The sequence below is a fragment of the Tsukamurella sp. M9C genome (assembly GCF_020169415.1).
Lineage (GTDB): Bacteria > Actinomycetota > Actinomycetes > Mycobacteriales > Mycobacteriaceae > Tsukamurella.
The window spans coordinates 81653-106073 of record NZ_JAIULG010000007.1; the positions used below are offsets into that span (position 1 = coordinate 81653).

28 protein-coding genes are annotated in these 24421 nt (G+C 69.9%); 17 read left to right on the plus strand and 11 right to left on the minus strand.

Annotation, left to right across the window (positions count from 1 at the left end):
• Positions 1-3 precede the first annotated feature (3 nt).
• The 5 genes from LB823_RS06145 to LB823_RS06165 all read right to left on the minus strand — a co-directional run bounded on the left by LB823_RS06145 (position 4) and on the right by LB823_RS06165 (position 5686).
• The gene (locus tag LB823_RS06145; protein ID WP_224645879.1) at positions 4-1212 is read right to left on the minus strand and encodes an AI-2E family transporter; all 1209 of its coding nucleotides are present in this window, start codon (positions 1210-1212) and stop codon (positions 4-6) included.
• On the minus strand, positions 1209-1718 hold the full coding sequence (locus tag LB823_RS06150) for a methylated-DNA--[protein]-cysteine S-methyltransferase (RefSeq protein WP_224645880.1): 510 nt from the start codon (positions 1716-1718) through the stop codon (positions 1209-1211). The genes LB823_RS06145 and LB823_RS06150 overlap by 4 nt, the downstream gene beginning before the upstream one ends.
• A complete protein-coding gene (locus LB823_RS06155; protein WP_224645881.1) occupies positions 1715-3187 on the minus strand; it encodes an AlkA N-terminal domain-containing protein in 1473 nt (490 codons plus the stop codon). The genes LB823_RS06150 and LB823_RS06155 overlap by 4 nt, the downstream gene beginning before the upstream one ends.
• 67 nt (positions 3188-3254) lie before the next feature.
• Positions 3255-3455, minus strand: coding sequence for a YbdD/YjiX family protein (locus LB823_RS06160; RefSeq protein WP_224645882.1), 201 nt, complete (start codon positions 3453-3455; stop codon positions 3255-3257).
• Complete coding sequence (locus LB823_RS06165) at positions 3416-5686, minus strand: carbon starvation CstA family protein (protein ID WP_224645883.1); 2271 nt, start codon at positions 5684-5686, stop codon at positions 3416-3418. The genes LB823_RS06160 and LB823_RS06165 overlap by 40 nt, the downstream gene beginning before the upstream one ends.
• A 325-nt stretch (positions 5687-6011) precedes the next feature.
• Between LB823_RS06165 and LB823_RS06170 the strand changes: the two genes are divergently transcribed.
• The 4 genes from LB823_RS06170 to ychF all read left to right on the plus strand — a co-directional run bounded on the left by LB823_RS06170 (position 6012) and on the right by ychF (position 10790).
• Positions 6012-7559 (plus strand): sugar ABC transporter ATP-binding protein, encoded by a 1548-nt coding sequence (locus tag LB823_RS06170; protein WP_224645884.1) that lies wholly within the window; start codon positions 6012-6014, stop codon positions 7557-7559.
• Positions 7559-8566, plus strand: coding sequence for an ABC transporter permease (locus LB823_RS06175; RefSeq protein WP_224645885.1), 1008 nt, complete (start codon positions 7559-7561; stop codon positions 8564-8566). Before LB823_RS06170 ends, LB823_RS06175 begins: the two co-directional genes overlap by 1 nt.
• 50 nt (positions 8567-8616) lie before the next feature.
• On the plus strand, positions 8617-9600 hold the full coding sequence (locus tag LB823_RS06180) for an ABC transporter substrate-binding protein (protein WP_224645886.1): 984 nt from the start codon (positions 8617-8619) through the stop codon (positions 9598-9600).
• A gap of 116 nt (positions 9601-9716) precedes the next feature.
• Positions 9717-10790 carry a redox-regulated ATPase YchF gene (ychF, locus tag LB823_RS06185; protein ID WP_224645887.1) on the plus strand — a complete coding sequence of 358 codons (1074 nt, stop codon included), beginning with the start codon at positions 9717-9719 and terminating at the stop codon, positions 10788-10790.
• 548 nt (positions 10791-11338) lie between these two features.
• On the opposite strand, the gene LB823_RS06190 is transcribed toward ychF, so the two are convergent.
• Both LB823_RS06190 and LB823_RS06195 read right to left on the minus strand, forming a co-directional pair.
• Entirely contained in the window at positions 11339-11947 is a 609-nt protein-coding gene (locus LB823_RS06190; RefSeq protein WP_224645888.1) for a vancomycin high temperature exclusion protein, read from the minus strand.
• Between the two features lie 59 nt (positions 11948-12006).
• A complete protein-coding gene (locus LB823_RS06195) occupies positions 12007-12657 on the minus strand; it encodes a TetR/AcrR family transcriptional regulator (protein ID WP_224645889.1) in 651 nt (216 codons plus the stop codon).
• 86 nt (positions 12658-12743) lie between these two features.
• Here LB823_RS06195 and LB823_RS06200 point away from each other — a divergent pair, with 86 nt between their 5' ends.
• Together LB823_RS06200 and LB823_RS06205 are read left to right on the plus strand one after the other, a co-directional pair.
• The gene (locus tag LB823_RS06200) at positions 12744-13442 is read left to right on the plus strand and encodes an NAD(P)-dependent oxidoreductase (protein ID WP_224645890.1); all 699 of its coding nucleotides are present in this window, start codon (positions 12744-12746) and stop codon (positions 13440-13442) included.
• 43 nt (positions 13443-13485) lie between these two features.
• Complete coding sequence (locus LB823_RS06205) at positions 13486-13968, plus strand: N-acetyltransferase (protein ID WP_224645891.1); 483 nt, start codon at positions 13486-13488, stop codon at positions 13966-13968.
• Positions 13969-13984: 16 nt separating this feature from the next.
• Here LB823_RS06205 and LB823_RS06210 read toward each other — a convergent pair whose 3' ends face one another.
• Complete coding sequence (locus LB823_RS06210) at positions 13985-14449, minus strand: nitroreductase/quinone reductase family protein (protein ID WP_224645892.1); 465 nt, start codon at positions 14447-14449, stop codon at positions 13985-13987.
• A gap of 221 nt (positions 14450-14670) precedes the next feature.
• Between LB823_RS06210 and LB823_RS06215 the strand changes: the two genes are divergently transcribed.
• From LB823_RS06215 to LB823_RS06245, 7 genes are all read left to right on the plus strand, one after another.
• Positions 14671-16167: an MDR family MFS transporter gene (locus tag LB823_RS06215; RefSeq protein ID WP_224645893.1), complete on the plus strand. Its 1497-nt coding sequence runs from the start codon at positions 14671-14673 to the stop codon at positions 16165-16167.
• A gap of 23 nt (positions 16168-16190) precedes the next feature.
• Entirely contained in the window at positions 16191-17021 is an 831-nt protein-coding gene (locus LB823_RS06220; RefSeq protein WP_224645894.1) for a hypothetical protein, read from the plus strand.
• 2 nt (positions 17022-17023) lie between these two features.
• On the plus strand, positions 17024-17359 hold the full coding sequence (locus tag LB823_RS06225) for a VOC family protein (RefSeq protein WP_224645895.1): 336 nt from the start codon (positions 17024-17026) through the stop codon (positions 17357-17359).
• Between the two features lie 28 nt (positions 17360-17387).
• A complete protein-coding gene (locus LB823_RS06230) occupies positions 17388-17819 on the plus strand; it encodes a YdeI/OmpD-associated family protein (RefSeq protein ID WP_224645896.1) in 432 nt (143 codons plus the stop codon).
• A 39-nt stretch (positions 17820-17858) separates the two neighbouring features.
• Positions 17859-18857 (plus strand): acryloyl-CoA reductase, encoded by a 999-nt coding sequence (locus LB823_RS06235; protein WP_224645897.1) that lies wholly within the window; start codon positions 17859-17861, stop codon positions 18855-18857.
• 131 nt (positions 18858-18988) lie between these two features.
• Positions 18989-19420, plus strand: a complete 432-nt coding sequence (locus LB823_RS06240; RefSeq protein WP_224645898.1) for a VOC family protein — start codon at positions 18989-18991, stop codon at positions 19418-19420.
• Positions 19421-19510: 90 nt separating this feature from the next.
• Positions 19511-19861, plus strand: coding sequence for a hypothetical protein (locus LB823_RS06245; protein ID WP_224645899.1), 351 nt, complete (start codon positions 19511-19513; stop codon positions 19859-19861).
• Here LB823_RS06245 and LB823_RS06250 read toward each other — a convergent pair.
• Complete coding sequence (locus LB823_RS06250) at positions 19842-20285, minus strand: YbaN family protein (RefSeq protein ID WP_224645900.1); 444 nt, start codon at positions 20283-20285, stop codon at positions 19842-19844. The two genes, LB823_RS06245 and LB823_RS06250, sit on opposite strands and share 20 nt — an antisense overlap.
• Positions 20286-20313: 28 nt before the next feature.
• Positions 20314-20946 carry a DUF2461 domain-containing protein gene (locus tag LB823_RS06255; protein ID WP_224645901.1) on the minus strand — a complete coding sequence of 211 codons (633 nt, stop codon included), beginning with the start codon at positions 20944-20946 and terminating at the stop codon, positions 20314-20316.
• Positions 20947-21014: 68 nt separating this feature from the next.
• Here LB823_RS06255 and LB823_RS06260 point away from each other — a divergent pair, with 68 nt between their 5' ends.
• Genes LB823_RS06260 through LB823_RS06275 form a run of 4 tightly spaced genes read left to right on the plus strand, consistent with a single transcriptional unit; the run spans position 21015 to position 23952 of the window.
• Complete coding sequence (locus LB823_RS06260) at positions 21015-22283, plus strand: ATP-binding protein (protein WP_224645902.1); 1269 nt, start codon at positions 21015-21017, stop codon at positions 22281-22283.
• A 49-nt stretch (positions 22284-22332) separates the two neighbouring features.
• The gene (locus tag LB823_RS06265) at positions 22333-22791 is read left to right on the plus strand and encodes a peroxiredoxin (RefSeq protein ID WP_224645903.1); all 459 of its coding nucleotides are present in this window, start codon (positions 22333-22335) and stop codon (positions 22789-22791) included.
• Positions 22792-22843: 52 nt separating this feature from the next.
• Positions 22844-23506: a hypothetical protein gene (locus LB823_RS06270; protein WP_224645904.1), complete on the plus strand. Its 663-nt coding sequence runs from the start codon at positions 22844-22846 to the stop codon at positions 23504-23506.
• Positions 23503-23952, plus strand: a complete 450-nt coding sequence (locus LB823_RS06275; protein ID WP_224645905.1) for an acetyltransferase — start codon at positions 23503-23505, stop codon at positions 23950-23952. Before LB823_RS06270 ends, LB823_RS06275 begins: the two co-directional genes overlap by 4 nt.
• On the opposite strand, the gene LB823_RS06280 is transcribed toward LB823_RS06275, so the two are convergent.
• Positions 23949-24392 (minus strand): MarR family winged helix-turn-helix transcriptional regulator, encoded by a 444-nt coding sequence (locus LB823_RS06280; RefSeq protein ID WP_224645906.1) that lies wholly within the window; start codon positions 24390-24392, stop codon positions 23949-23951. The genes LB823_RS06275 and LB823_RS06280 overlap by 4 nt on opposite strands.
• Between the last annotated feature and the right edge of the window lie 29 nt (positions 24393-24421).

The window sequence follows — 24421 nt, forward strand, 5'->3', positions numbered from 1 at the left end:
GTTTCAGGCCGTCTCGGCCGGGGTGTCCTTCGCCGGGTCCGCCGCCGGTGCCGCGGGCTTGCGCCGGAACTTGTCCCAGAAGCTGGGCTTCGGTTCCTCCTCGGGCGGTGGCGTCTCGCCGGTCTGTTCGTCGACGAGCTCGCCGAGGTACCGGAACAGCACCGCGATGGCCGCGGCGACGGGCACCGCGAGGAAGGCGCCGATGATGCCGAACTGGGTGCTGCCGAAGGCGATGGCGAGCAGCACGATCGCGGGGTGCAGCTCCATCGAGCGGGACTGCAGGATCGGGGAGAGGACGTTGCCCTCGAGCTGCTGCACGGCGATCACCACGGCGAGGACGGCCAGGGCGGTACCGGGACCGTTGGTCACCAGCGCCACGACCACCGCCAGCGCGCCGGCGACGAAGGCACCGACGATGGGGATGAAGCCGCCGAGGAAGGTGATCACGGCCAGCGCCCCGGCCAGGGGCACCTGCAGGATCACCAGGCCGAGGCCGATGAACAGGGCGTCGATGAAGCTGACCAGCGCCTGCGTGCGGATGAAGCCGCCCAGGGTGGTCCAGATGCGGCTGAGCAGTTCGGCGAAGTGCTCCGAGACGGGCGTGCCGGAGTGGCGTCGCAGCCACGGCATGAACTTGTCGCCGTCCTTGAGGAAGAAGAAGGTCAGCATCGCGACCATCACGATCGCCACCACGAAGGAGCCGGCGGCGCTGACGCCGGTGAAGACGCCCGACGCGATGGTCTCGGCGCTCTCCTGCAGCTTCTTGGTGATCGACGTGACGAACTTGCTGATCTGCTCGTCCTGCAGGTTCAGCGGCGGGCCCTGCGCCCACTTCTGCACCTTGCCGACGCCCTCGACGGCGCGGTCGGCGATCTCCTTGGACTGCCCGCCGATGGACGGCGCGATGGCGCCGATGACGCCGCCGAGGAGGCCCAGGGAGAGCAGCAGGACGAGCGCGGTGGCGAGCGCGGGCGGCAGGCCCTTGCTGCGCAGCCAGCGCACGGGCGGCCACAGCACGGTGCACAGCAGGATCGCCAGCAGCACGGGCAGCAGGATCGTCCAGAACTCGCCGATGATCCAGCTGAGTACGAACAGCATCGCCGCGACCGCGACGGTTCGCCAGCTCCAGGTGGCCAGCCAGCGGCCGGCCTCGCCGTAGACCTCGCTGCGGGTCTTCTTGCCCGGCGGCGGGGTCGTCGTCTCTTCGCTCACGTCGCGATCGTATGTGCCTCGTGGTCCAACAGCCACTCCTTCACGGCGAGTCCCCACCGGAATCCGCCGAGGGAGCCGTCCAGCCGCAGTACCCGGTGGCAGGGCACGAACAGCGCCGCCGCGTTGCGCGCGCAGGCCATTGCCGCGGCACGGACCGCCGCCGGGCGCCCGGACAGGTCGGCGTACTCCGTGTACGTCACGGGCTTTCCGGGTTCGACGGTGCGCAGCACGTCCCAGGCGTGCTCGACGAAGGCGCCGGAGCGCTGGCGCACGACGATGTCGTCGATCGCGGTCACCTCGCCGGTGTGGAAGGCCGCGACGGCCCGGGTGACGGCGCCGAGCTCGGCGCGCTCGTCGACGGCGATGGGCCGCAGCGTCGCGTGGATGACGGGCAGCAGGTCGCCGGGGTCCGCGGTCCAGCCCGAGGCGAGGACGGCCCCGTCGGCGTCGACGACGGCGGTGAAGGGCCCGGCGGGCGTGGAGACGGTGGCGAAGTGGGCGGTCACGGCGTGATCCTCCGGTCGGTGGTGAGCGAGTGGTTCCACAGGTGCAGGGAGACGTAGCTGCCCCACGGGCTCCACCGGTTCTCGGTGATGTCGAGCCCGAGGGCTTCCGCGCCCTTCGCGACCACGAGGTCGGACGCGAGGAGGGTATCGGGGTCGGCGAGCAGGCGCATCGCCACGTAGTCGGCGGTCCACGGCCCGACTCCCTTAAGCCGCAGCAGCTCCGCGCGCGCCTCCTCCCTGGGCATGCCGCCGTGCAGCACGAGCCGCCCCTCGGCCAGCTCGGTCGCGACGCCGAGGATCGCGGCGATCCGGGTTCGCGGGCCGGTGAGCACCTCGCCGCCCCGCTCGGCGACGGCGGCCGGGGTGGGGAAGGCGCGCCGCACCCTGCCCGACGGGTCGTCGACCTCCGCCCCGAGCGCCTCGACGAGCCGGGCCTGGTGTGTGGCCGCCGCGGCGATGGAGATCTGTTGCCCGATCATGGTGCGCAGCAGTAGTTCCGCGGGGTCGACGGTGCCGAACAGCCGGATGCCGGGCGTCGCGGCGACGAGCGGCGCCAGCTGCGGATCGGCGGCCAGCGCCTCGTCCACGGCGGTGGGGTCGGCGTCCAGGTCCAGCAGGTGCCGGAGCCGCGCGACTGCGGTCGACAGGTCGCTCATCGCGGCGAGCGAGAGAGTGGCGCGGACGTACCCGTCCGGGGCGGGCCCCAGATCGATGCCGGCGATCCCGTTCCCGCCCGGCAGGCTCAGGACGCGGGTGTAGCGGTCACCGTCGGCGTGCTCGAGGCCCGCGACGGCGTGCGCTGCGAGGAACCACCGCACCCAGCCGGTGGCGTAGGGGCCGCGCAGCGCGAGGCGCAGGCTCAGCTCCCCGGTCGACGGGGCCGCCGGGTCGGGGCCGCGCTGCGTCCGCAGCTCCGACGGGGTCCGTGCGAAGACCTCGCGGATCGTGTCGTTGAACTGGCGGATCGACGTGAAGCCGGCGGCGAAGGCGATGTCGGAGAAGGGCAGCGTCGTGCCGGTGATGAGGATCCGCGCGGTGGTGGCGCGGTGCGCCCGCGCGAGTGCCAGTGGGCCGGCGCCGAGTTCCGCGGTGAGGACCCGGGTGAGCTGTCGCGAGCTGTAGCCGAGCCGCTCCGCCAGGCCCGTCACCCCGGACCGGTCGACCACCCCGTCGGCGATGAGGCGCATGGCCCGCGCGGCGAGGTCGGATTCGAGGTTCCACCGGGGCGAGCCGGGTACGGCGTCGGGAAGGCAGCGCCGGCACGCCCGGTAGCCCGCGGCCTGCGCCGCGGCGGCCGTGAGGTGGAAGCTCACGTTCGCGGCCTTGGGGGTGGTCGCGGGGCACGACGGGCGGCAGTAGATGCCGGTGGTGGCGACGGCGGTGTAGAACTGGCCGTCGAACCGGGGATCGCGCCCGGCGATCGCCCGGTAGCACCGGTCGAAGTCGAGGTGGGGTGAGCTGGTGGTCACGCCTTCGACTCTGGCATCGCGCGGCGACGTGCGCTAGCGGCTTTCGGACATCACCGTGGCGGCGGGCTCAGCAGCAGCGGGCCTGCACCGTCGCGCCGTCGTGGCGCGCCTTCCAGTACTCGCGCTCCGTCATCACGGGCTCGCCCGGATGCGTCGCGCGACGGTGCTCGACGTACCGCTGGTAGTGGTTGTCGCCCATGACCGAGCCCACGTACCAGCGGACCGCCTTCAGTGCCCGGATGATCGAGTCACTCCCTGGGCGTCCCATTGCTCCTGCACCTTCCTCTCGGCGGCGGTGGGGATGAGGCCGCTCGGCGCGAACAGCTTGCTGGGCACCGGTTCCTCCTCGGTGAGCGGGCGGCCGTTCCCGGAGACCGTGCGGTAGACGGTCCACACGCCCATGATCACGACGATGAGCACCATGAGCGCGAAGACGATCGACAGCGTGCCCTGGATGAAGGTGTTGCGCACCACCGCGTCGATGGCCTCCGGCGTCTTGGCGGAGCCGAACGAGGACTTGCCGGCTTCGGCGGCGGCCTTGAAGTTGCTGTGCTGCTTCCAGTAGCCGACCGCCGGATCGGAGCTGAAGATCTTCTGCCAGGAGGCGGTCATGGTCACGATGAGGTCCCAGACGAGCGGGATCGCGGGTATCCAGACCCACTTGTAGTAGCCCTTCTTGACCACCACCACGACGACCACCGTGAGCGCCATGGCGGCGAGCAGCTGGTTGGCGATGCCGAACAGCGGGAAGAGCGTGTTGATGCCGCCCAGGGGGTCGGTCACGCCCATGAGCAGGATGCTGCCCCATGCGGCCACGACGAGCAGCGAGGCGACCCACGCACCGACGCGCCAGCTCGGGTCCTTGAGCCGCTGGAAGGGGCCGCCCAGGTTGCTCAGGGCGTCCGAGACGAGGAACCGGGCGACGCGGGTGCCGGCATCGACCGTGGTGAGGATGAACAGCGCCTCGAACATGATCGCGAAGTGGTACCAGAAGGACTTCATGGACGAGCCGCCGAACACCTGGTGTAGCACCTCGGACATGCCGAAGGCCAGCGTTGGTGCGCCGCCCGTGCGGGAGACGATGGACTCCTCGCCGACGTCCTTCGCCGCCTGGGACAGTTGCTGGCCGGTGACGGGATCGCCGCTCAGGCCCAGCGAATTGACGTAGGTGGCGGCGGTCTCCGCGGTGCCGCCCGTCTTGGCGATCGGCGCGTTCATCGCGAAGTAGAAGTGCTGGTTGATGATCGACGCGGTGATCAGCGCCATGATCGCGACGAAGGACTCGGTGAGCATGCCGCCGTAGCCGATCAGCCGCATCTGCCCCTCCTTCTCCAACAGCTTCGGCGTGGTGCCGGAGCTGACCAGGGAATGGAAGCCGGAGAGGGCGCCGCACGCGATGGTGATGAACAGGAACGGGAACAGGGAGCCGGCGAAGACCGGACCGTCGCCGCGAGTCGCGAAATCGGAGACGGCGGGCGCCTCCATGAGCGGGCGGGCGATGATGATGCCGATGGCCAGCAGCACGATGGTGCCGACCTTCATGAAGGTCGACAGGTAGTCGCGCGGCGCGAGCAGCAGCCACACCGGGAGCACGGAGGCGGCGAAGCCGTAGATGATGATCGCCCAGCTCAGCTGGACCGGGGTGAGCGTGAACAGGTCCTTGCCCCAGCTGCTCTCGCCCACGTAACGGCCGCCGATCACCGCGGCGAGCAGCAGCACGCAGCCGATGAGCGAGACCTCCGAGACCCGGCCGGGGCGGAGGAAGCGGAGGTAGACGCCCATGAACAGCGCGATGGGGATGGTCGCGGCGATGGAGAAGACGCCCCACGGGCTGTGGCCCAGCGCTTGCACCACGACGAGCGCGAGCACCGCGATGAGGATGGTCATGATCGCCGCGATGCCGATGATCGCGGCCGCGCCGCCGACGGGGCCGAGCTCGTCGCGGATCATCTGGCCCAGGGAGCGGCCGCGGCGGCGGGTCGCGACCCACAGCACGAGGTAGTCCTGGACGCAGCCGGCGACCAGCGCGCCGACGATGATCCAGATGGTGCCCGGCAGGTAGCCCATCTGCGCGGCCAGCACGGGACCCACGAGCGGCCCGGCGCCGGCGATCGCGGCGAAGTGGTGCCCGAACAGCACGCGCCGGTCCGTGGGCAGGTAGTCGGTGCCGTTCTCCAGCACCTCCGCGGGTGTGGCGTGGTCGTCGCGCGGGCGGACCACCTTGAGCTCGATGAGGCGGGCGTAGAAGCGGTAGCCGACCACGTAGGTGCAGATCGCGGCGAGCACGAACCACACGGCGTTCACGGATTCGCCGCGGGCGAGGGCGATCATCGCCCACGCGCCGGCGCCGATGAGTGCGATCACGCCGAAGATCACCTTGTGCTTGGTGGTGATCGGGCTGCGATCGATCACGGCGACGGGTGGCAGGTCCGGGTCCGTCCGGACGTAGGTGATGTCGCCGTCGGTCTCCGTGGTCGACGGAGCGGTGGGAGCTGACACGAGGCCTCCTGGATGTCTACGCCACGGTGGTGGTTCGCAGGGATCATCGTTTCATCCGGGTGGCGCGGGCGTCGCGGAATCGCTCGCGTTGGTGCGGGCGGGCGATGGGTGGCGTCGGCGCGCGGTCCGACGAGCAATGACACCAGAACATCTGATGTGTTTGCGTCTGCGCTAGCGATTTCGTCGCGTTTCTTGTCGGTGCACCGACTATTGACATGCAAACATCCGATGTCTAATGTGACTCAGCACACAGGGGGGTCGCTTGTCCACCCTGACCGAAGGACCAAGGACGCCGCCTGTCGGCGCCGGATCGGGCGGTGAGTGCATGAGCGTGGAAGCGACGTCGCAGGGCCCGGGCGCATCGGCCGCACGCGTCCCGCTGATCCGCATGAGCGGCGTGACCAAGCGCTTCCCCGGCGTCGTCGCCCTCGATCACGTCGACCTTGAGGTGTACCCGGGGGAGCGGATCGCGCTCGTCGGCGAGAATGGCGCCGGCAAGTCGACGCTCATGAAACTGCTCAGCGGGGTCGAATCGCCCGACGAGGGCACGATCGAGATCGACGGTGCCCCGGTCCAGTTGACCTCGCCCGCGCAGGCGCAGTCGCTCGGTGTGAGCATCATCCACCAGGAGCTGGGGCTGGTTCCGGATCTCACCGTCGCCCAGAACATCACGCTGGGCCGCGAACGCACCCGCTTCGGCGTCGTCGACGGTCGCGGCGCCGTCCGCGACACCACGGCCCTGCTCGAACGGCTCGGCATGGTCATCGATCCCAACGCGCGCGTCCGGGACCTGACCGTGGGCAAGCAGCAGATGGTCGAGATCGCCCGCGCGCTCTCGGAGAACGCACGGCTGCTGATCCTCGACGAACCGACTGCCGCCCTCAACGACGCCGAGGTGCAGACCCTGTTCGATCTGATCGGACGCTTCGTCACGGACGAGACCGGCGTCGTCTACATCTCGCACCGCATGGACGAACTGCCCCGCATCTCCGACCGCATCGTTGTGCTGCGCGACGGCACGTACGTGGGCCAGCGCCCCACGGCGACGACGCCGATGCGCGAGATCATCGAGATGATGGTCGGCCGCGAGGTCGCCGACGAGCAACGCCCGACGGTGCCGGAGACGCCCGGCGACGTGGTCCTCAAGGTCGACGGACTGAGCAGTCGGCATCCGCTGCAAGACATCTCGTTCGAGCTGCACCGCGGCGAGATCCTCGGTTTCGCCGGTCTCATGGGCGCCGGCCGCACCGAGTTGGCCCGCGCGATCATCGGCGCCGACCCGATCACCGCGGGCCGGATCGCGGTGAACGGCACCGAGCGCACGATCGACTCCCCGGCGACCGCGGCCGCCCTCGGCATCGGCTACCTCTCGGAGGATCGCAAGCGATTCGGGGCCGTCGTCGACCAGACGGTCCGCGACAACATCGCGCTGTCGTCGCTCGACGCCCATTCGAGGTTCGGCGTGATCCGCGACGGCGAGCTCAACACCCTCGCCACCGACATGGTGTCCCGGCTGCGGGTCAAGACGCCGTCGATCCGGCAGGCCGTGCGCAACCTGTCGGGCGGCAACCAGCAGAAGGTCATCATCGGCAAGTGGCTGGCCCGCGACTGCGACATCCTCATCGTGGACGAGCCCACGCGCGGCATCGACGTCGGCGCCAAGGACGAGATCTACCGGCTCCTCGAACAATTGGCGGCGTCGGGGAAGGCGATCATGGTGATCTCCAGCGACCTTCCCGAAGTGCTGCGCCTCTCCCACCGCATCGCGGTGATGGGCGAGGGCCGCCTCGCCACCATTCTCGACAGCGACGAAGCAACCCAGGAGACGATCATGGAGAACGCCACCCGCTTCCACGAGACGGCGGTGAAGTGATGACCGCGACCACCGCGCCCCCCACGCCCGACAGCGGCGCCGCCGGCGGCTTCGCGCTGACCTCCTGGATCAGGGGGCAGATGCAGCAGTTCCTGGCCTTCGTCAGCCTCATCGTGATCGTGATCTTCTTCTCGTTCGCGAGCCCGAACTTCCTGACCGCCAGCAACCTCACGGGCATCCTGGTCGCCTCGGTGACGATCGGCCTGCTCGCCCTCGGCACCACCATCGTGATCATCACGGGCGGCATCGATCTGTCGATCGGCACGGCGATGATCCTGTCGGGCATCATGACCGGCGTCTTCCTGGTGCACTGGAACCTGCCGCTCTGGGTGGGCGTGATCGGCGGCGTCCTGTTCGGCGCCTTCGTCGGCCTCGTCAACGGCCTCGTCGTCGCGTACCTCGGGATACCGCCCTTCATCGCCACGCTCGCCATGATGCTGGTGACGATCGGTGCGTCGCTGGTGATCTCGGGCACCGAGCCGATCCGGTTCACCTCGGTCGAGGGGTTCAGCGCCATCGCCAACAAATCCCTCGTGCCGGGCGCCCGCATCCCCTTCAGCGTGGTGCTGCTCGCGCTCATGGCGGTGATCGCCGGCATCGTGCTCGCGAAGACGAAGCTGGGCCGCTACGCCTATGCGATCGGTAGCAACGAAGAGGCGACCCGGCTCTCCGGCGTGAACGTCAAGAACTGGAAGGTCATCGTCTACACCTTCTCCGGCGTCTTCGTCGGCCTGGCCGGCGTGCTCGCCGCCGCGCGGCTGAACTCCGCCCAGCCCACCGGCGGCCAGGGGCTGGAGCTCGAGGCGATCGCCGCGGTGGTCATCGGCGGCACGTCGCTCGCCGGCGGCCGCGGCACCATCACCGGCACGGTCATCGGCATCCTCATCATGAGCGTTCTCACGAACGGCCTGCGGATCATGTCGATCCCGCAGGAATGGCAGTCCATCGCGGTCGGCGTGGTGATCCTCGTCGCCGTCTACATCGACATCGTCCGCAAACGACCCTGAGTCACCGACGCCCGTCGGTAACCACCTCCCACCCAACCAAGGAGAAACGCGTGTTCACCAAGGCTTCGACGCCCCTGCGGCGCATCTTCCGGGCGACGACCGTCACCGTCGCCGCGGTCGCGATGGTCACCACCGCGACCGCGTGCTCCAGCGGCGGCTCGTCGGGTGGCGACGGGCAGATCGCCATCATCTCCAAGGGCTACCAGCACCAGTTCTGGAAGGCCGTCAACAAGGGCGCCGAGGAGTCCGCGAAGGAACTCGGTAAGACCATCACCTTCGAGGGCCCCGACAACGAGACGCAGGTCGAGAAGCAGGTGCAGCTCCTGCAGACCGCGCTCGACCGCAACCCGTCGGCGATCGCGATCGCCGCGCTCGATTCGGCCGCGGTCGCGCCGATCCTGCAGCAGGCCAAGGACAAGGGCATCCCGGTCGTCGCCTTCGACTCCGGCGTCGACAGCGACATCCCCGTCACCACGGCGTCGACCGACAACAAGGCGGCGGCGGCCGAGGCCGCGAAGCGCATGGTCGACCTGATCGGCGGCAAGGGCGAGATCGGCGTCATCGCACATGATCAGACGTCGAAGACCGGTGTGGATCGGCGGGACGGCTTCACGGAGTGGATCAAGGCCAACGCGCCCGGCGTGCGCATCGTCGACGTGCAGTACGGCGGCGACCCGGCCAAGGCGGCCGACCTCGCGGCCACGATGATGCAGGCGTACCCGAACCTGGCGGGCCTGTACGGCACCAACGAGGGCGCGGCCACCGGCATCGTCAACGCGGCGCAGCGCGCGAACAAGCCGGCGATCAAGATCATCGGCTTCGACTCGGGCGCGGCGCAGATCGACGCGATCCGCTCGGGCCTGATGGCCGGCGCCATCACCCAGAATCCCGTGGGCATCGGCCGGGAGACCGTCGCGGCTGCGGTGAAGGCGATCAAGGGCGAATCGCTGCCCAAGACCATCGACACCGGCTTCTACTGGTACGACAAGACCAATGTCGACGACCCCAAGATCGCGGGCAGCCTCTACCGCTGACCGACGGGCTTTCCGACGGTGCGGGCCGGACCTGGGTGAGGGCGGCCTGCACCGTCGGGAAGTGCACCTCCCGCACCGTCGGGAGGCGCACGTGCGACCACGTAGAATGAGGCCCCGTGAGCCTTACCCTCGGAATCGTCGGACTGCCCAACGTCGGCAAGTCCACCCTGTTCAACGCCCTCACCAACAGTGAGGTGGAGGCGGCGAACTACCCGTTCGCCACCATCGAGCCGAACGTCGGCGTGGTGAACCTGCCGGACCCGCGGTTGAACCGCCTGGCCGAGATCTTCGGCTCGGAGCGCATCCTGCCCGCCACCGTGTCCTTCGTCGATATCGCCGGCATCGTCAAGGGCGCCTCCGAGGGCGAGGGCATGGGCAACCAGTTCCTCTCCAACATCCGCGAGGCCGACGCGATCTGCCAGGTGGTGCGCGTCTTCTCCGACGAGGACGTCGTGCACGTGGCAGGCAAGGTCGACCCGCTCGCCGACATCGAGACCGTCGCCACCGAGCTGATCCTCGCCGACCTGCAGACCATCGAGAAGGCGCTGCCCCGCCTCGAGAAGGACGCGCGCAAGAACAAGGAGCTCGTCGAGACGCTCGAGGCCGTCAAGGCCGCGGAGGCGATCCTGACCGACGGCAAGACCCTGTTCGGCGCCGGCTTCGACACCGCGCCGGTCCGGGAGCTGCACCTGATGACCGCGAAGCCCTTCCTGTACGTCTTCAACGCCGACGAGGGCGTGCTCACTGACGCCGCGCGCCGCGAGGAGCTCGTCGCCGCCGTCGCCCCGGCCGACGCCGTCTTCCTCGACGCCAAGATCGAGTCCGAGCTGCTGGAGCTCGACCCCGAGGACCAGGCCGAGATGCTGGAGTCCATCGGCCAGGACGAGCCGGGCCTCGACTCGCTCGCCCGCGCCGGCTTCCACACCCTGGGCCTGCAGACCTACCTCACCGCCGGCCCCAAGGAGTCGCGCGCCTGGACGATCCGCAAGGGCGACACCGCCCCCAAGGCCGCCGGCGTGATCCACACCGACTTCGAGAAGGGCTTCATCAAGGCCGAGATCGTCTCCTTCGCCGACCTCGACGCCAACGGCACCATGGCCGCCGCGAAAGCCGCCGGCAAGGTCCGCATGGAGGGCAAGGACTACGTCATGTCCGACGGTGATGTGGTCGAGTTCCGCTTCAACGTGTAGGTCGGGACGTCCCGATGCCCCGGCGCCGCGAGCTCGAAGACGTGTGCCGAGGGATCGCCACCAGTTTCGGTAGCCGGAACAACGACATCGCGGGCTGGTGGGGCATCGGCGTTCTCTGTCGTGAAGCGGGCCCGTCGGGAGTCGATCTCGACCTGCGCGACGACTCCAACGTTGATTCGCTGGCAAGGCAGTACGGCGCTCAGCTCGTCCGTCAGTTAGCCGCTCGGCGCATCCCGAGCGAGTGGGCGGAGACCGCGGGTCTCACCCTACGATTCACACCGCACTCGGGAGACGACCGATTCTGGCGGTACGCGGTGACCGTCGAGATTCGCGACGATCACGGGCGAACCTGGACCGCGAGTGACACAGGGTGGTGCTGGGCTCACGATCCCTCCCGCGAGAGCAGGTCGGGGAGATATCGCGCCGATCCGCCGAGCATCTGGGATGCAATGAAGATCCGCCGGCGCCGGATGGCATGATCCGCTCGACTAGTCGTCGACTTCCGCTGGTCGCCCGGCCGGGCAAGGAAGTCGTGGACGCTCGCCCGCTCACCTGTCGAGCGACACCGGTCCGGGATCGCGGAGGGCGTCGAGCGCGGCCTTCGGGCGCGACAGAGAGACCTCGCGGACCCAGTTCCGCACCGTCAGATAGACGCCGGCGTCGGAATCCGCCTCGACGCCCACCGCGTCGATGCCCTGCGCCTGGCACAGCGCGACGGCGCGGCGCAGGTGGAAGTCCTGCGTCACCAGGATCGCCTGCGTGATCCCGAAGACCAATGCCGCGCGGGCGCACGTGTTGTACGTCGTCACGCCGAAGCGGTCGTCGGTGATGGTGCCGGCGGCGACGCCGCGCTCTTCGAGGTACTTCCGCATCGCGGCCACCTCGTCGCCCTTCGTCGATGCCGCGTGTCCGGAGACGAGAACGCGCTGCGCCCGGTTCTCACGCAGGACCGTCAGTGCGGTGTCGAGCCGCTCGCGTAGATAGACCGAGGGTTCGCCGTCGTGCACGCGGTCGCCCAGCACGATCACCCACGGCCGGGACGCGTCCTGCTGGATGCGCGAGCGGCTCTCCCACTGCACCCACGCGCTCGAGGCGGCCATCGACAGGACGGCAGCGATCACGGCGTAGCGGATCAGGCGGCGCAGGATGGCGAACACTGGACCGAGCGTACCTATCGCCCGGACGCGGCCGCGGATGTCGGAGCGCCGGTCCGTCGTCAGGGCGAATCGGGTTGGAGGCCGTCCAGCAGGAGTGTGAGCCCGAACGCGAACTCCTCGTCGTACGAATCGGCGCCCTGGCTGCCGGCCCGGACTCGCGCAACCTCGACGAGGTGCGGGTATTCAGATTCGGAAACCGTCGAAGCGAGTTCTGTGGCCGCGTCGGCGATCGTGCGATCGTCACCGAGCGGAAGACTCTTCTCGGTGAGTGCGCTGCCGTAGACGTAACTGTCGAGCACTGCGACGGCGCGCACCGCCGCTGACGCGGAGAAGCCGGCGGAGAGCAGAAGGCCGAGGACGGCATCGTGGCGGTGCAGTGTCGCGGGCCCAGGCGTGGTGCGCGAATCGAGCATGCCGATCGCCCAGGGGTGCCGCTGTAGTGCGGCCCGGGTCTGCTCGGCGATCTCGCGCAGCGCGGGGCGCCACGTGGTGGATTCGGCGGGAGTCGAGATCTCTGCGAAGACCGCGTCGACCATGCCGTCCAGCAGGGCCTCCCGATTCTTCACGTGGTTGTACAGCGACATCGCCTCGACATCGAGGGCACCGGCGACGGCCCGCATGGTGGCGGCGGCGAGACCTGTCGCGTCCGCCAGCGCGACGGCGGCGCCGACGACACGCGCCCGGGTCAGCGGTGGCCGGTTCTTTCGCACGAAGGTCCTCTCGGGTCTTGCGGAAACTTACCGCGTAAGTCTAGCGTACTTACATCGTAAGTTTCATAGCTCGAGAAGGAGACGTCATGAAGGAGCAGGGGATTCGACGGGTCTGCGTCGTGGGTGCGTCGGGGAAGCTCGGCCGCTACCTGGTCGACGAGGCGCTGCGGCGCGACTACGAGGTGGTGGGGGTCTGCCGGGAGCGCAGCGTCGGCAAGCTCGCCGATCGCGCGGACCGGATCACGGTGATACCCGGCTACACCGACGACACGGACGTGATCCGTCGCGCAGTCGCCGGGTGCGACGGCGTGCTCACGGTCCTCGTGCCGTGGGGAGTGCGCGGCTACTCCTCGGGGACGGCGCAGGCTGTCCTCGACGCCGCGGAACCCGATGCCCGGCTGATCTTCTCGTGCGGCTGGCACGTGCCGTACGACGATGCGGATCTGTACTCGAAGCGAACGGTATTGATGCAGTCCGCACTGACGAAAGTGATGCGGGCGGCACGGATCATGGACATCGACGACCAGGTCGAGGCGGCACGACGGATCTATGCGAGTGACGCGGCGTGGACCCTCGTGCGGGCGAGCACACTCGAGGAGGGACCGGGCCAGGGCCTCCCGATCGCGGGGGAGCACGTGGGCGACCCGATCCTCGCGAGTGACCGCATGCGTCGCGCCGACTACGCGCTGTACATGGTCGAGGCGCTGACCGACGACTCTCTGATCCGGTCGGCGCCGGCCATCGTAGGCTGCGAGCCCCCGAGTGCGCTGGCGGGTCGGCGATGAGTAGTGCGCGACCGCCTTCGCGGAAGACGCGTTCACCTGCTGGATGCATCCCGACGAGTCCGCCCGCGAGATTGTCCTTGAGCAGATGTTCGCCGCCGCGATCGCCGAGGCCATGTCGACGGGCGGCGTCACCACGGCGGTCGTACCGAGCGCGGGCGCCGTGGGCGTCTCGATCTGGCTGGATCCGCGGTCCGGCCCGGAAGATGCAATCGCCGGCGACGATCCGCTCGCGCGCCGGATGCGGGCGGTGCAGGCGGCGACGGACAGTGTGCGGCCCGCCGAGCCGCACATCCATCTCGCGTCGATGGCGGTCCTGCCGGCGCGGCGCGGAGAGGGTATCGGCGCGAAGATGCTCGCGGAGTGCTTGTGCCGCGCCGCCGCCCGCGGGTTGCCGTGCTACCTGGAGGCGTCCTCGGAGGACAATCGCCGCCTGTACGGGCGGAACGGATTCGTCGATCTCGGCGCTCCGATCATCGCCGCCCCGGACGCCCCGCCGCTGTGGCCGATGTGGTGCGATCCGCGATGAGCCGGCGGGTGCGGCGTCAGTGCGGGGTGAGGATGAAGACCCTCGCACCGCCGTCGAACGCCCGGCGCAGGTCGTCGGGGGCGGGGGAGCCGTCGGCGGTGAAGCTGATGTTGTTGAACGAGGCGAAGTTCTTGTTGTCGGCCGCGATCACGCCGTACAGCTCGACCACGCCCGCCTCGTCCGAGACCACCCGCACGTGGGCGGTCCTCCGGCGGCCCGCGAGCTGGATGTCGATCGGGTCGTCCGTGCGCAGGTTCTTGCCCCACGCGAACGGGGAGCCGACCAGGAGATTTCCGTCGTGCTTCGTGTACGCGACGGGCACCTCGAAGACCTTGCCCGACTTCCGGCCCACTACGTACAGCGTGAGCAGCCGCTCGCCGATGAACTTGGACACTCCGGGAGCCTTGAGCAACGTGCGCATCACGGCGTTCATGACGCCCTGGAGCGGCATGGTGCTGGCGGTTCCGGCGTTCCTGCTCATGCCTCGACGGTAGACCCGTCCGTCGGGCCCGGCCAGGGCGCCGACGCTCGTGAAAACAGCGGAATCCGGGCACACGAGGCCGAATCTGGCCTCGTGCGCCGGCAGAACGCCGGATTCACGAATCGGGTCGGCGGGTGATGTCGAAAAACCTGTCAGTGGTTCGTCGTATTCATGAGGGCGATCGACAGGTCGCCGCGGAAAACGACTATGAGGAAGCCACCATGGCCACGCACACTGAACAGATGGACCATCCCCCCACCGACCTGACGAAGCCCGCCGACGCGTCGCCGACCGCGCGGATCGAGCAGGCCGGGCGCACGCCGCTGGTGATCAAGCTGCTGGTCGCGGCCACCTTCGTCGTGATCCTCAACGAGACGATCATGATCAACGCGATCCCGCGCCTCATGACGGACTTCCACGTCGACGCCCGCGCCGCTCAGTGGCTCTCCACTGTGTTCATGCTGACCATGGCCGCGGTGATCCCGGTGACCGGTTGGTTCCTGCAGCGGGTCAGCACCCGCACGGCGTACGCGGTGGCCATGGCGACGTTCAGCGCCGGCACCGCCCTCGCCGCGATCGCCCCGACCTTCGAGGTGCTGCTCGCGGCCCGCGTCGTCCAGGCGGGCGGCACCGCGGTGATGATGCCGCTGCTCATGACCACGCTGATGACCGTCGTCCCGGAGAGCGACCGCGGCCGTGTGATGGGCCAGGTCACCCTGGCCATGTCGTGCGCGCCCGCCCTCGGCCCGGCGGTCTCCGGCGTGATCCTGCACCTCGGCTCCTGGCGCCTGATCTTCGTGTTCGTGCTGCCCATCGCGGTGCTCGTCGGCGTCGCCGGGATGCGGCAGCTGCAGAACGTCGGCGAGACCGAGAGCACGCCGATCAGCTGGCTCAGCGTCGTGCTCGCGGCGGGCGGTTTCGGCAGCCTCGTGTACGGGCTCAGCGAGATCGGCACGGGTGATGTCACCGGGCCGGTCCTCATCGTCGTCGCGGGCGTCCTGCTCATCGCCGCGTTCGCTGCCTACCAGGTGCGCCTGCAGCAGCGCGAGATGCCGCTGCTCGACCTGCGCACCCTCCGCCACCGCACCTTCGCGATCTCCCTGCTGCTGATGACGGCCGGCTTCATGGCCTTCCTCGGCTCGATGATCCTGCTGCCGCTGTACCTGCAGGAGCTGCGCGGGCTGTCCGAGCTGCAGACCGGTTTGCTGGTCATGCCCGGCGGACTCGCGATGGGCCTGCTCGGCCCGCAGGTCGGCAAACTCTACGACCGCGTCGGTGCTCGCCCGCTGGTGATCCCCGGAGCGATCGGCATCGTCGTCGCCCTCGCGGCGCTCAGCCGCATCGGCGCGACCACGCCGTACCCGCTGCTCGTCGCGATCCACGTCGCGCTCATGGTGAGCCTGGCCGCCGTCTTCACCCCGATCTTCACAGTCGGCCTCGGCGACCTGCCGGAGCACCTGTACTCGCACGGTTCCTCGCTGCTCGGCACGCTCCAGCAGGTCGCCGGCGCGATCGGCACCGCGGCGCTCATCGTCGTCATGTCCAACCGGTCGTCGCGCCTCGCCGAGACCGGCGCCTCCCAGCCGGAAGCCTTCGTCGGCGGACTGCAGTGGGCCTTCGCCGCCGCCGCGCTGATGGGCGTCGTGGTCGTCGTGGCCGCCCTGCTCCTACCCTCCAAGGTCGACGGTGCCGCCCCGTCCGGCCCGGCGCATCACTGACGGCCCCGGCCTACGATCCGCGCATGCTGATCTCCACCGCTCCGCAGCGCCGCCTCGGCGTCCCGCACGACGAGGCGACGCTGCGGATCGACCAGATCGATCCTGACGATCCTGTCTCCACCAGGTATCTGTTCATCGAGGGGTCGCCCGCACTCGAGCTGTCATTCTGGACGGGGACGTCACCATTCCTGTTCGAACGCAAGAACATCGGCTACGACATCTCGGACGAGCGGGAACCGCTGGATAGGTTGGAACGAGGACTCGACCTGGTCGACGACGAGGTCATCGCCACATTCTCACGGCTGCTGCCAGAGGGCGAGTATCAGCCGCTCCTCGTCGAGGTCACCCCGGAACTGGTCGCACCGTACGACGACCGCGACTACTTCACGCACGAGCAGGTCGCCACGTGGGGAATCGACACGATCTGGGGACTGCCGCAGAACCCCTTGACGCACTACTACCGGACCTTCGAGACCGAGGTCGCGCCCGACGAGCACCTCTTCGAATTCGTTGTTCCCATGGTGCAGCCCAACTGGAACGACGAGAAGCGCGTCCAGCACTACGTCGACCTGCTCGCCGGCGGGACGACGCCCACGGCGGTGGCGTTGTCGATGCTCGACCGGCGCGCCCCAGCTGTGATCGCTGCGGACGCCGTCGACTTCTACGAGCACTGGGCGGTGACCCACTTCCTCCTCGACGGCCACCACAAGTTCGAGGCCGCAGCACGCGTCGGCGCGCCGCTGCGCCTGCTCGCCCTCGTCAACATCGACGAGAGCCTCGCCGGTGCCGAGGCTGTCGCCGAACTCCCGGGCCTGCTGCGGCGAGCCCCGTCGCCGCGCCGACCGAAGGAATGACCATGGACCTGTTCGCACGCCTCGCCGTGACCGACCTGCCCCGCGCGATCGCATGGGGCGAGCAGCTCTTCGGTGACGTGGAATCGTTCGCGCCCAACGATGTCGAGCATGTCTGGACGCTGGGGGAGCACGTGCACGTCTACGTCGAGCTGCTCCCCGAGCACGCGGGCCATTCCGCGGTCACGCTGTTCCTCGGCGACTTCGAGACCTTCCTCGCCGCAGCGGCCGGACGCGGACTGCGGCCGGACTCGGAGGAGTCCTACGACAACGGTGTGCGCAAGGCGGTCTTCATCGATCCCGACGGCAACGAGGTCGGGATCGGCGGCGGGCCCGCATAGCCCGACGAATTCGGGGACGATGGAACGCATGGCACTGCACGTACGAACCACGCTGGAGCCGGTTGGGCCGGCCACCGCCATCGAACTCACCGATGCGCAGGTCGAGGAACTCGGCGGAGGGAAGCGCGCGGCGGTGCGCGTCACGATCGGCGATCGCACCGCGCGGCTGCGGCTCGCGGGCATGGGTGGGTGCAACCTGATCGGCCTGTCCAAGGCCGCACGCAAGGACCTCGAGGTCGAGATCGGCGATACCGTCGACGCCCTGGTCGAGCTCGACGAGGCCGAGCGGACCGTCGACCTCCCGGACGATCTCGCCGCCGCGCTGCAGACGGCGGGCCGACGCGAGGCCTTCGACGCCCTCAGCTACACCCGCCGCAAGGAGGCGGCGCGCGGCGTGGCCGAGGCGAAGCGGGCCGAGACCCGCGAGCGGCGCATCGCCGCCGTCATCGCCTCCCTCTAGGATCGCGGGAAAGCCGCCGAGACCCTAGGAGAGACCACGATGACCCAGTTCCGGGCCCTGATCGCCGAATCCGCCGACGACGCGGTGACCACCCGCGTGGAGACCCGCGAACCGGCGGCGCTGGAGCCCGGGCAGCTGCGGATCGCCGTCGAGTTCTCCGGTGTCAACTTCAAGGACGCCCTGGCCCTCACACCGGGCGGCGGTGTGGTGCGCCAATACCCGATCGTCCCCGGCATCGACATCTCCGGCACCGTCCTGGAATCCACCTCGGACGAGTTCGCCGCGGGCGACCGCGTCATCGCCCACGGCTACGAGATCGGCACCGCCCGCGACGGCGGCTACGCCGAACAGGCCGTCGTCCCCGCCGAATGGGCCGTCAAGCTGGCTGCCCTGAGCACCCGCGAGGCCGCCGCCATCGGCACCGCCGGCTTCACCGCGGCCATGAGCGTCGCTGCCATCCTCGACGCCGGCATCACCCCCGATGCCGGGCCCGTCGTGGTCACCGGCGCGACCGGCGGCGTGGGCTCCACCAGCATTGACCTGCTCGCCGGCCTCGGCTACGAGGTCGTGGCGTCGTCGGGCAAACCCGCCGCCGCGGACCGCCTGCGCGAGCTCGGCGCCGCCGAGGTCATCGGCCGGCTCCCGCTCGACCCCGACGCCAAGCCCCGGCCGCTGGGCAGGAGTCGCTGGGCCGCCGCGGTCGACTGCGTCGGTGGGGCCGCGCTCGCCGACGTGATCAGCACCCTCAACTACGGCGGCGTCGTCGCCGCCAGCGGCCTCACCGGCGGCGCCGGCCTCAAGACCACGGTCATGCCCTTCATCCTCCGCGGCGTGACCCTCGCGGGCATCGATTCGGTGCTCATGCCGATCGCGCCGCGTCGCGCCCTGTGGCAGCGGATCGAGACCGACCTGCGCCCGCGGCATCTCGACCTCGTCGCCAACGACATCGGGATCGACGGTGTCGGCGCCGTCGTCGAGGACCTCCGCGCGGGCGGGTACACCGGCCGCGCGGTCGTGGACCTCGGCCGCGGCTGGTAACCGGCGGACGCGTCGCGGTGAAATGTGCGGTCGTTCTTCCTCACGATCGCTTGGATCGATGACCGCATGTTCGGCGAGCGCTACCTGAAAAGAGGTCGAGATCTGGCCGCTGCCGCCGCTAACGTTTCCGCATGACCGTCAGACAGATTCAGGTGACCTTCGACTGTGCGGATCCGAAGCGCGTCGCGCTGTTCTGGTGCGAGGTGCTCGGGTACATCGTGCCGCCGCCCCCGCCGGGTTTCGAGGACTGGGACGCCTTCGAGGCGTCGCTGCCGGCGGAGGTGCACGGATCGGCGTTCGCGTGCGTCGACCCCAACGGCGTCGGCCCGCGCCTGTTCTTCCAGCGCGTGCCCGAGGGCAAGACGGTCAAGAACCGCGTGCACCTCGACGTCCGCGTCGGCACCGGCATGGTGGGCGCCGAACGGCTCGCTGCCCTCGAGGCGGAGTGCGCGCGACTGGAGAAGCTCGGTGCGACCCGCCTCTACCTGCAGGAGGCCGACGGTGCGAACGAGTCCTGCCTCACCATGGCCGACGTCGAGGGCAACGAGTTCTGCCTCGATTGACGGTTCGCCCTGGATGAACGGGGTGGCCGGGGTCCCCTCCGGTGTGGACACTGGAGTCAAGTGGGTCCCTACGGCTCGAGGAGTCAAGTCATGGCAGGTAACGACAACCCGTTCGGGTTCGGTCCGGGCGAGTTCGACGACCTCGCGCGCGAGGCCCGGGACATGATCGGCCGGCTCGTCGGCGGCACCGCGGGCCGGGAGGCCTTCTCCGGGCTGTTCGACGATGCCGTCCGCCGCCCGAAACGCCAGCCGGAGACGGCGGGTGAGACGGGCGACGGGGTGTGGGCGATCATCGCCACTGCCGAGGACGGGGGAGCCCGCGTCGAGCAGGTCTACGCCACCGAGATCGACGCGCTGCGCTCCAACCAGCACAACACCGACGTCACCCGGAAGGTCCGCTTCCTGCCGTACGGGATCGCGGTCACTGCTCTGGACGACTGACGGCCTCGGGGGCCGCCTCGGCCTCGCCGTCGGCGGCGGGCTCAGGCCCGCGCGTCGGCTCGGGGCGCAGCCACAGCCACGTGCCCACGATCGCCATGATCGCGGTGCCGATGCCGGCGATCCACCAGTGCGGCGTCACGAGGAACAGGATCACGGCGCACACGGCCATGCTGCCGACGGCCATGTACTTGGCCTTGCGGCTGACGGCGCCGGTGGCCTGCCAGTCCCGGATCATCGGGCCGAAGACCCGGTGCTCGAGGAGCTTGCGGTGCAGGGTGTCGGAACCGCGCGCCGCGCAGTACGCCGCGATCAGGATGAACACGGTGGTCGGCATGAGCGGGACGACGACGCCGACGATGCCCAGGCCGAGCGCGATGTAGGCGCAGAGCCACCACATCCACTTCAGTCGAGATCGCCCTGCCATGCCACCAGTGTAGGGAAGGGCCGCGGGGTCAGGCGTCGCCGTGCTCGACCAGCCAGTCGAGCAGGGCGGAGGTCTCGCGCCAGTGCTTGCGGATCTGGGGCACCAGCTTCGGCGTGTGGATGATCTCCTCGAAGCCGTAGTCGCGCATCACGGTGAGCGACTTGTGCCGCAACAGGTCGATCCGCGGGTGGTCGGCATCCCATCCGCGCGGGGAGGTCTTGAGCGTCTCGCCGCCGATCTCCCAGCCCTTGCGGCGGAGCTTCGCGATGACTTGCTCGAGCGCGGGGCCGTACAGGTCGTTGTCGATCGCCTTCCGGAAGGCGGCCAGCCGGGTGGGGCTCGCCTCGTAGAAGCCGGCGCCGACCCGCATTCCGGGCGCGCCGATCTGCAGGTAGTAGCCGGTGGCGGGGCCGACCCCGATGAAGGCGCCCTGGTGCGTCTTGTACGGCGTCTTGTCCTTGGAGAAGCGGACGTCGCGGTAGGGGCGGAAGATCTTCGCGGTGCCGAACTCGTCGGCCAGCTCCTCGGTCAGCGCGGCCATCGGCGCGGCGACGGAGGTCTTGTAGACCTCCTTGTGCGCCTCCCAGAAGACCTTCGAGTTGTCGGCCTCGAGGTCGTCGTAGAAGTCCAGCGCAGCCTCGGGGAATCCGGTGAAGCTCATGCGCCGAGGTTACCGCCGGCCCGGATATTCGATGGCGCCGGACGGCTTCCCCGCCTACCGTTCGTCCGATGCCCATCGACTTGACCGGGGAGAACCGGGACGTGACGCGCGCCGTGGAAGTGATCCGCGCGCTGCTCGGTGATGCCCACGTGACGCCGCGTACCGCGACGTCCTTCGCGGAGGACGCGCTCGGCGTTCTCGAGGCGCAGCACACGGTCATCAAGATCGCGACCACGCCCGCGACGGCCGTCGCGGTGGGCCTCGCCGTGTCGCGGCTCGTCGCCGAGCACGACGCCGAGTCGGGACCGGCCTGCCACACGGACCCGCCGTCCTGGCTCTCGATCGACCTGGGGGACGGCGCCGACCGCATCCCCGGAGATGCGGCGTTCGCCTTCCGTGCGGGCACCCTTGCCGATGCGCCGGTCGTGTTGCGCTGCGAGACCGAGTACCGCGAGACGCTGAGCGTCGGCGTCGTCACCCGGTCGTGCGACGTCGCTGTCGGCGAGGCGGTCCGTGACCGGATCCGCGCCGCGGCAGAGGAACTCAACCCGCTCAAGGGGCGGGCGATCGCAGTCTCCTTCCACGGCGGCATGACCTTCCGCGCATTCGAGCTCACCGGAGACCGCGCCGACGTCGTCGTCCCCGACCGGGTCTGGGCCGAGATCGACCTTTCCGTCCGCGCGGTCACCACCCACGCGGAACAGCTGCGACGCCTCGGCTTCCGCGCCGCGCGCGGTGTACTGCTCTGCGGGCCGCCCGGCGTGGGGAAGACGGCGGTCTCCCGCGCGGTCGCCGCCGAGTTGGTCGGCGACTTCACCGTGATCGTCGTCGGCGCGGCCGCGATCGGCGCGGGGCTCGCGTCGGTCTACGCGGCGGCCGTCGAGCTCGGACGGTGCGTCGTGATCCTCGACGACGTGGACCTCGCGGTCCGTCGCCGCGGTGACGGCGACGACACCGCGCTCGCGTCTCTGCTCGACGCGCTCGACGGCGTCGATCAGTCCGCCGAGGTGCTCACCATCGCGACGACCAACGACCCGCGCTCACTCGACGGAGCCGCCACCCGCGCGACCCGCTTCGACAGCGTCGTCGAGGTGGGCTACCCGAATCGCGAGGCGCTGATCGGCATCCTGCGACGGCGCACGGTCGGCCTCGGCCTCACCGACGGCGACGTGGCCTCGATCGCCGACGCCCTGCCGACCGAGACCAGCGGCGCCGACGTGGGCGCTCTCGTTCGGCGCGTCGTCCTGGCCAACGCGGGCACCGACCTCGAAGCCTTCCTCACGGAGGTACGGCGCCGTGGCTGGCTGGCGGCCGTCCCGGTCGGGCAGTACCTGTGAGCGCCGCCGGCGGGGGCGCTCCGGCGGGCGGGGGACTAGCGTGGTCGACATGAAACCCGGTGACACCGCGCCCGACTTCGAACTGCCCGATCAGGACGGCACCCCGCGGAAGCTGAGCGACCTGCTCGCCGCCGGCCCCGTCGCCCTGTTCTTCTACCCGGCGGCGTTCACGCCGGGCTGCACCAAGGAGGCGTGCCACTTCCGCGACCTCGCCGCCGAGTTCGCGGAGGCGGGCGTGCAGCGCGTCGGCATCAGCCGCGACGCCGTCGCCAAGCAGCAGGACTGGACGGCGAAGCACGGCCTCGACTACCCGCTCCTCTCCGACGTCGACGGCGCCGTGGCCACGGCGTTCGGCGTGAAGCGCGACGGACTGCTCAAGCTCGCCGGCATGCCCACCAAGCGCACCACCTTCGCGATCCGGCCCGACGGCACCGTCGCCGACGTCATCGCCTCCGAGGTGAACATGCAGGTCCACGCCGACCGCGCCCTCGCCGCTCTCCGGGCCTGAGGCGCCGCCGGAACCCCGCGCAGATTTGCTTTCAACCCCGCGAATATTCATGATGGCGGATATGGGGCGAAGGTTCGGCAGTGGTGTTCTCGGACCCGAGGTCCCGCCGGCGTTCGTCGTCGGATTCGGGTTCCGCGGTGCGGGGTTCATCGCGCTGGCGGCGTACGGAGGCATGGCGGTGCTCGCACTCGTTGGGAGTGTGGGGATGCGGCAAGCGGGTGAGTCGGCCTCCGCGGTGGCCGTCGTCGGCGCGCTGGGGGTGGCTTCGGCGGGCTACGTCGTGGCGCTGGCGGCTCTCCTGGCCTCGCGCCGCGTCGCGGCAATCCTGTCGCCGAGGGGCATCGCTCTGCCCTGGGTCGCGGATCCGGCACTCCGCGAGTGGGATTGGTCGGAGATCCAGAGGATCGAGGTGATGAAGCGGGATGCGAGGGGCGTGACCTATCGGTCGGACTTCCTACTCCAGCTGCATCCGTCCGCGCGTGCCTCCGCGCTGGAATCGGCGTCTGACGACCTCACGGGTTGGCAACGACGATGGGTTCATCCCGCCGGTCCCGCGTCGTTCTCGACCGGGTGGATGACCGCGCCCGCGCCCCGCCACGTGAGGCGCTACATCTACGCGGTCGCACCGGAACTCGGCTTGCCGTTGATCCCGCCGCGGCATCGTCCCAAGGGATACCCATGGGGCGAAAACCGCTCGACAGGTCCGGAAGAATGACCGGAGTGATCACGCTCCGCAATGGCACCGACGCCGACCATCCCGCGCTGGTGCGGGTGTGGCGCAGTTCCGTCGACGCCACCCACGACTTCCTCGCCGCAGCGGACCGCGACGCCATCGAGGCGCGCCTCGCGAGCGACTACTTCCCGCAGGTCCGGCTCACCGTCGCGGAGATCGACGGTGCCGTGGCCGGGTTCGCCGGCACGGCCGGCGACGATCTGGCGATGCTCTTCGCGCATGCCGACGCCCGGGGGTGCGGCGTCGGCCGCGCCCTTCTCGACCACGCCGTCCGCGAGCTCGGCGTGCGCACCGTCGACGTCAACGAGCAGAACGAGCAGGCCGTCGGCTTCTACGCGCACAGCGGCTTCACGGTGACCGGGCGGAGCGAGACGGACGGCGACGGACTCCCGTACCCGCTGCTGCACCTGGCTCTCGCCGAGGACTAGCCCGCGCACCCGTCGCGCGACGTGCGGGCCACGGTGGCGACCGCGCGCCGCAGCACCTCGGCGTCGCCGGGGGAGAGCGGCCCGAGCAACTCCGCCTCGGCGGTACTGACTTCCGCGCCCACCTCACGCAACATCGACAGCCCCGCGTCGGTCGGCACGACCCGCCGCGCCCGGCGATCAGTGCGGGAGGGCTCGCGACGCACGAGTCCCGCGTCGACGAGGTCGTCGACCACGTACGGCATCACCGACTTGTCGATGAGCAGGTACTCCGCGAGCGCCAGCTGTGTCGGTAGGTCGTACGTCGCGGCGGCGTACAGCGTCTGGTAGCCGCGCACCCCGCGCGGGATCCGGTCCAGGATCGGCGCCACCGCCTCCGCGTACGCCTTGTTCAACACCCCCACGGACCAGCCGAAATCGCAGGTCTCCTCGTGCTCCGCCACACCTTCAGTCTAACAGGCGTCACATATCA

Excerpts from the sequence above, each read along its gene's own strand:
- LB823_RS06160 (WP_224645882.1), bottom strand. The coding sequence starts at position 3,455 with ATGGGACGCCCAGGGAGTGACTCGATCATCCGGGCACTGAAGGCGGTC.
- LB823_RS06170 (WP_224645884.1), top strand. The coding sequence starts at position 6,012 with ATGAGCGTGGAAGCGACGTCGCAGGGCCCGGGCGCATCGGCCGCACGC.
- LB823_RS06175 (WP_224645885.1), top strand. The coding sequence starts at position 7,559 with ATGACCGCGACCACCGCGCCCCCCACGCCCGACAGCGGCGCCGCCGGC.
- LB823_RS06200 (WP_224645890.1), top strand. The coding sequence starts at position 12,744 with ATGAAGGAGCAGGGGATTCGACGGGTCTGCGTCGTGGGTGCGTCGGGG.
- LB823_RS06205 (WP_224645891.1), top strand. The coding sequence starts at position 13,486 with ATGCATCCCGACGAGTCCGCCCGCGAGATTGTCCTTGAGCAGATGTTC.
- LB823_RS06210 (WP_224645892.1), bottom strand. The coding sequence starts at position 14,449 with ATGAGCAGGAACGCCGGAACCGCCAGCACCATGCCGCTCCAGGGCGTC.
- LB823_RS06215 (WP_224645893.1), top strand. The coding sequence starts at position 14,671 with ATGGCCACGCACACTGAACAGATGGACCATCCCCCCACCGACCTGACG.
- LB823_RS06220 (WP_224645894.1), top strand. The coding sequence starts at position 16,191 with ATGCTGATCTCCACCGCTCCGCAGCGCCGCCTCGGCGTCCCGCACGAC.
- LB823_RS06225 (WP_224645895.1), top strand. The coding sequence starts at position 17,024 with ATGGACCTGTTCGCACGCCTCGCCGTGACCGACCTGCCCCGCGCGATC.
- LB823_RS06230 (WP_224645896.1), top strand. The coding sequence starts at position 17,388 with ATGGCACTGCACGTACGAACCACGCTGGAGCCGGTTGGGCCGGCCACC.
- LB823_RS06235 (WP_224645897.1), top strand. The coding sequence starts at position 17,859 with ATGACCCAGTTCCGGGCCCTGATCGCCGAATCCGCCGACGACGCGGTG.
- LB823_RS06240 (WP_224645898.1), top strand. The coding sequence starts at position 18,989 with ATGACCGTCAGACAGATTCAGGTGACCTTCGACTGTGCGGATCCGAAG.
- LB823_RS06245 (WP_224645899.1), top strand. The coding sequence starts at position 19,511 with ATGGCAGGTAACGACAACCCGTTCGGGTTCGGTCCGGGCGAGTTCGAC.
- LB823_RS06250 (WP_224645900.1), bottom strand. The coding sequence starts at position 20,285 with ATGGCAGGGCGATCTCGACTGAAGTGGATGTGGTGGCTCTGCGCCTAC.
- LB823_RS06255 (WP_224645901.1), bottom strand. The coding sequence starts at position 20,946 with ATGAGCTTCACCGGATTCCCCGAGGCTGCGCTGGACTTCTACGACGAC.
- LB823_RS06260 (WP_224645902.1), top strand. The coding sequence starts at position 21,015 with ATGCCCATCGACTTGACCGGGGAGAACCGGGACGTGACGCGCGCCGTG.
- LB823_RS06265 (WP_224645903.1), top strand. The coding sequence starts at position 22,333 with ATGAAACCCGGTGACACCGCGCCCGACTTCGAACTGCCCGATCAGGAC.
- LB823_RS06270 (WP_224645904.1), top strand. The coding sequence starts at position 22,844 with ATGGCGGATATGGGGCGAAGGTTCGGCAGTGGTGTTCTCGGACCCGAG.
- LB823_RS06275 (WP_224645905.1), top strand. The coding sequence starts at position 23,503 with ATGACCGGAGTGATCACGCTCCGCAATGGCACCGACGCCGACCATCCC.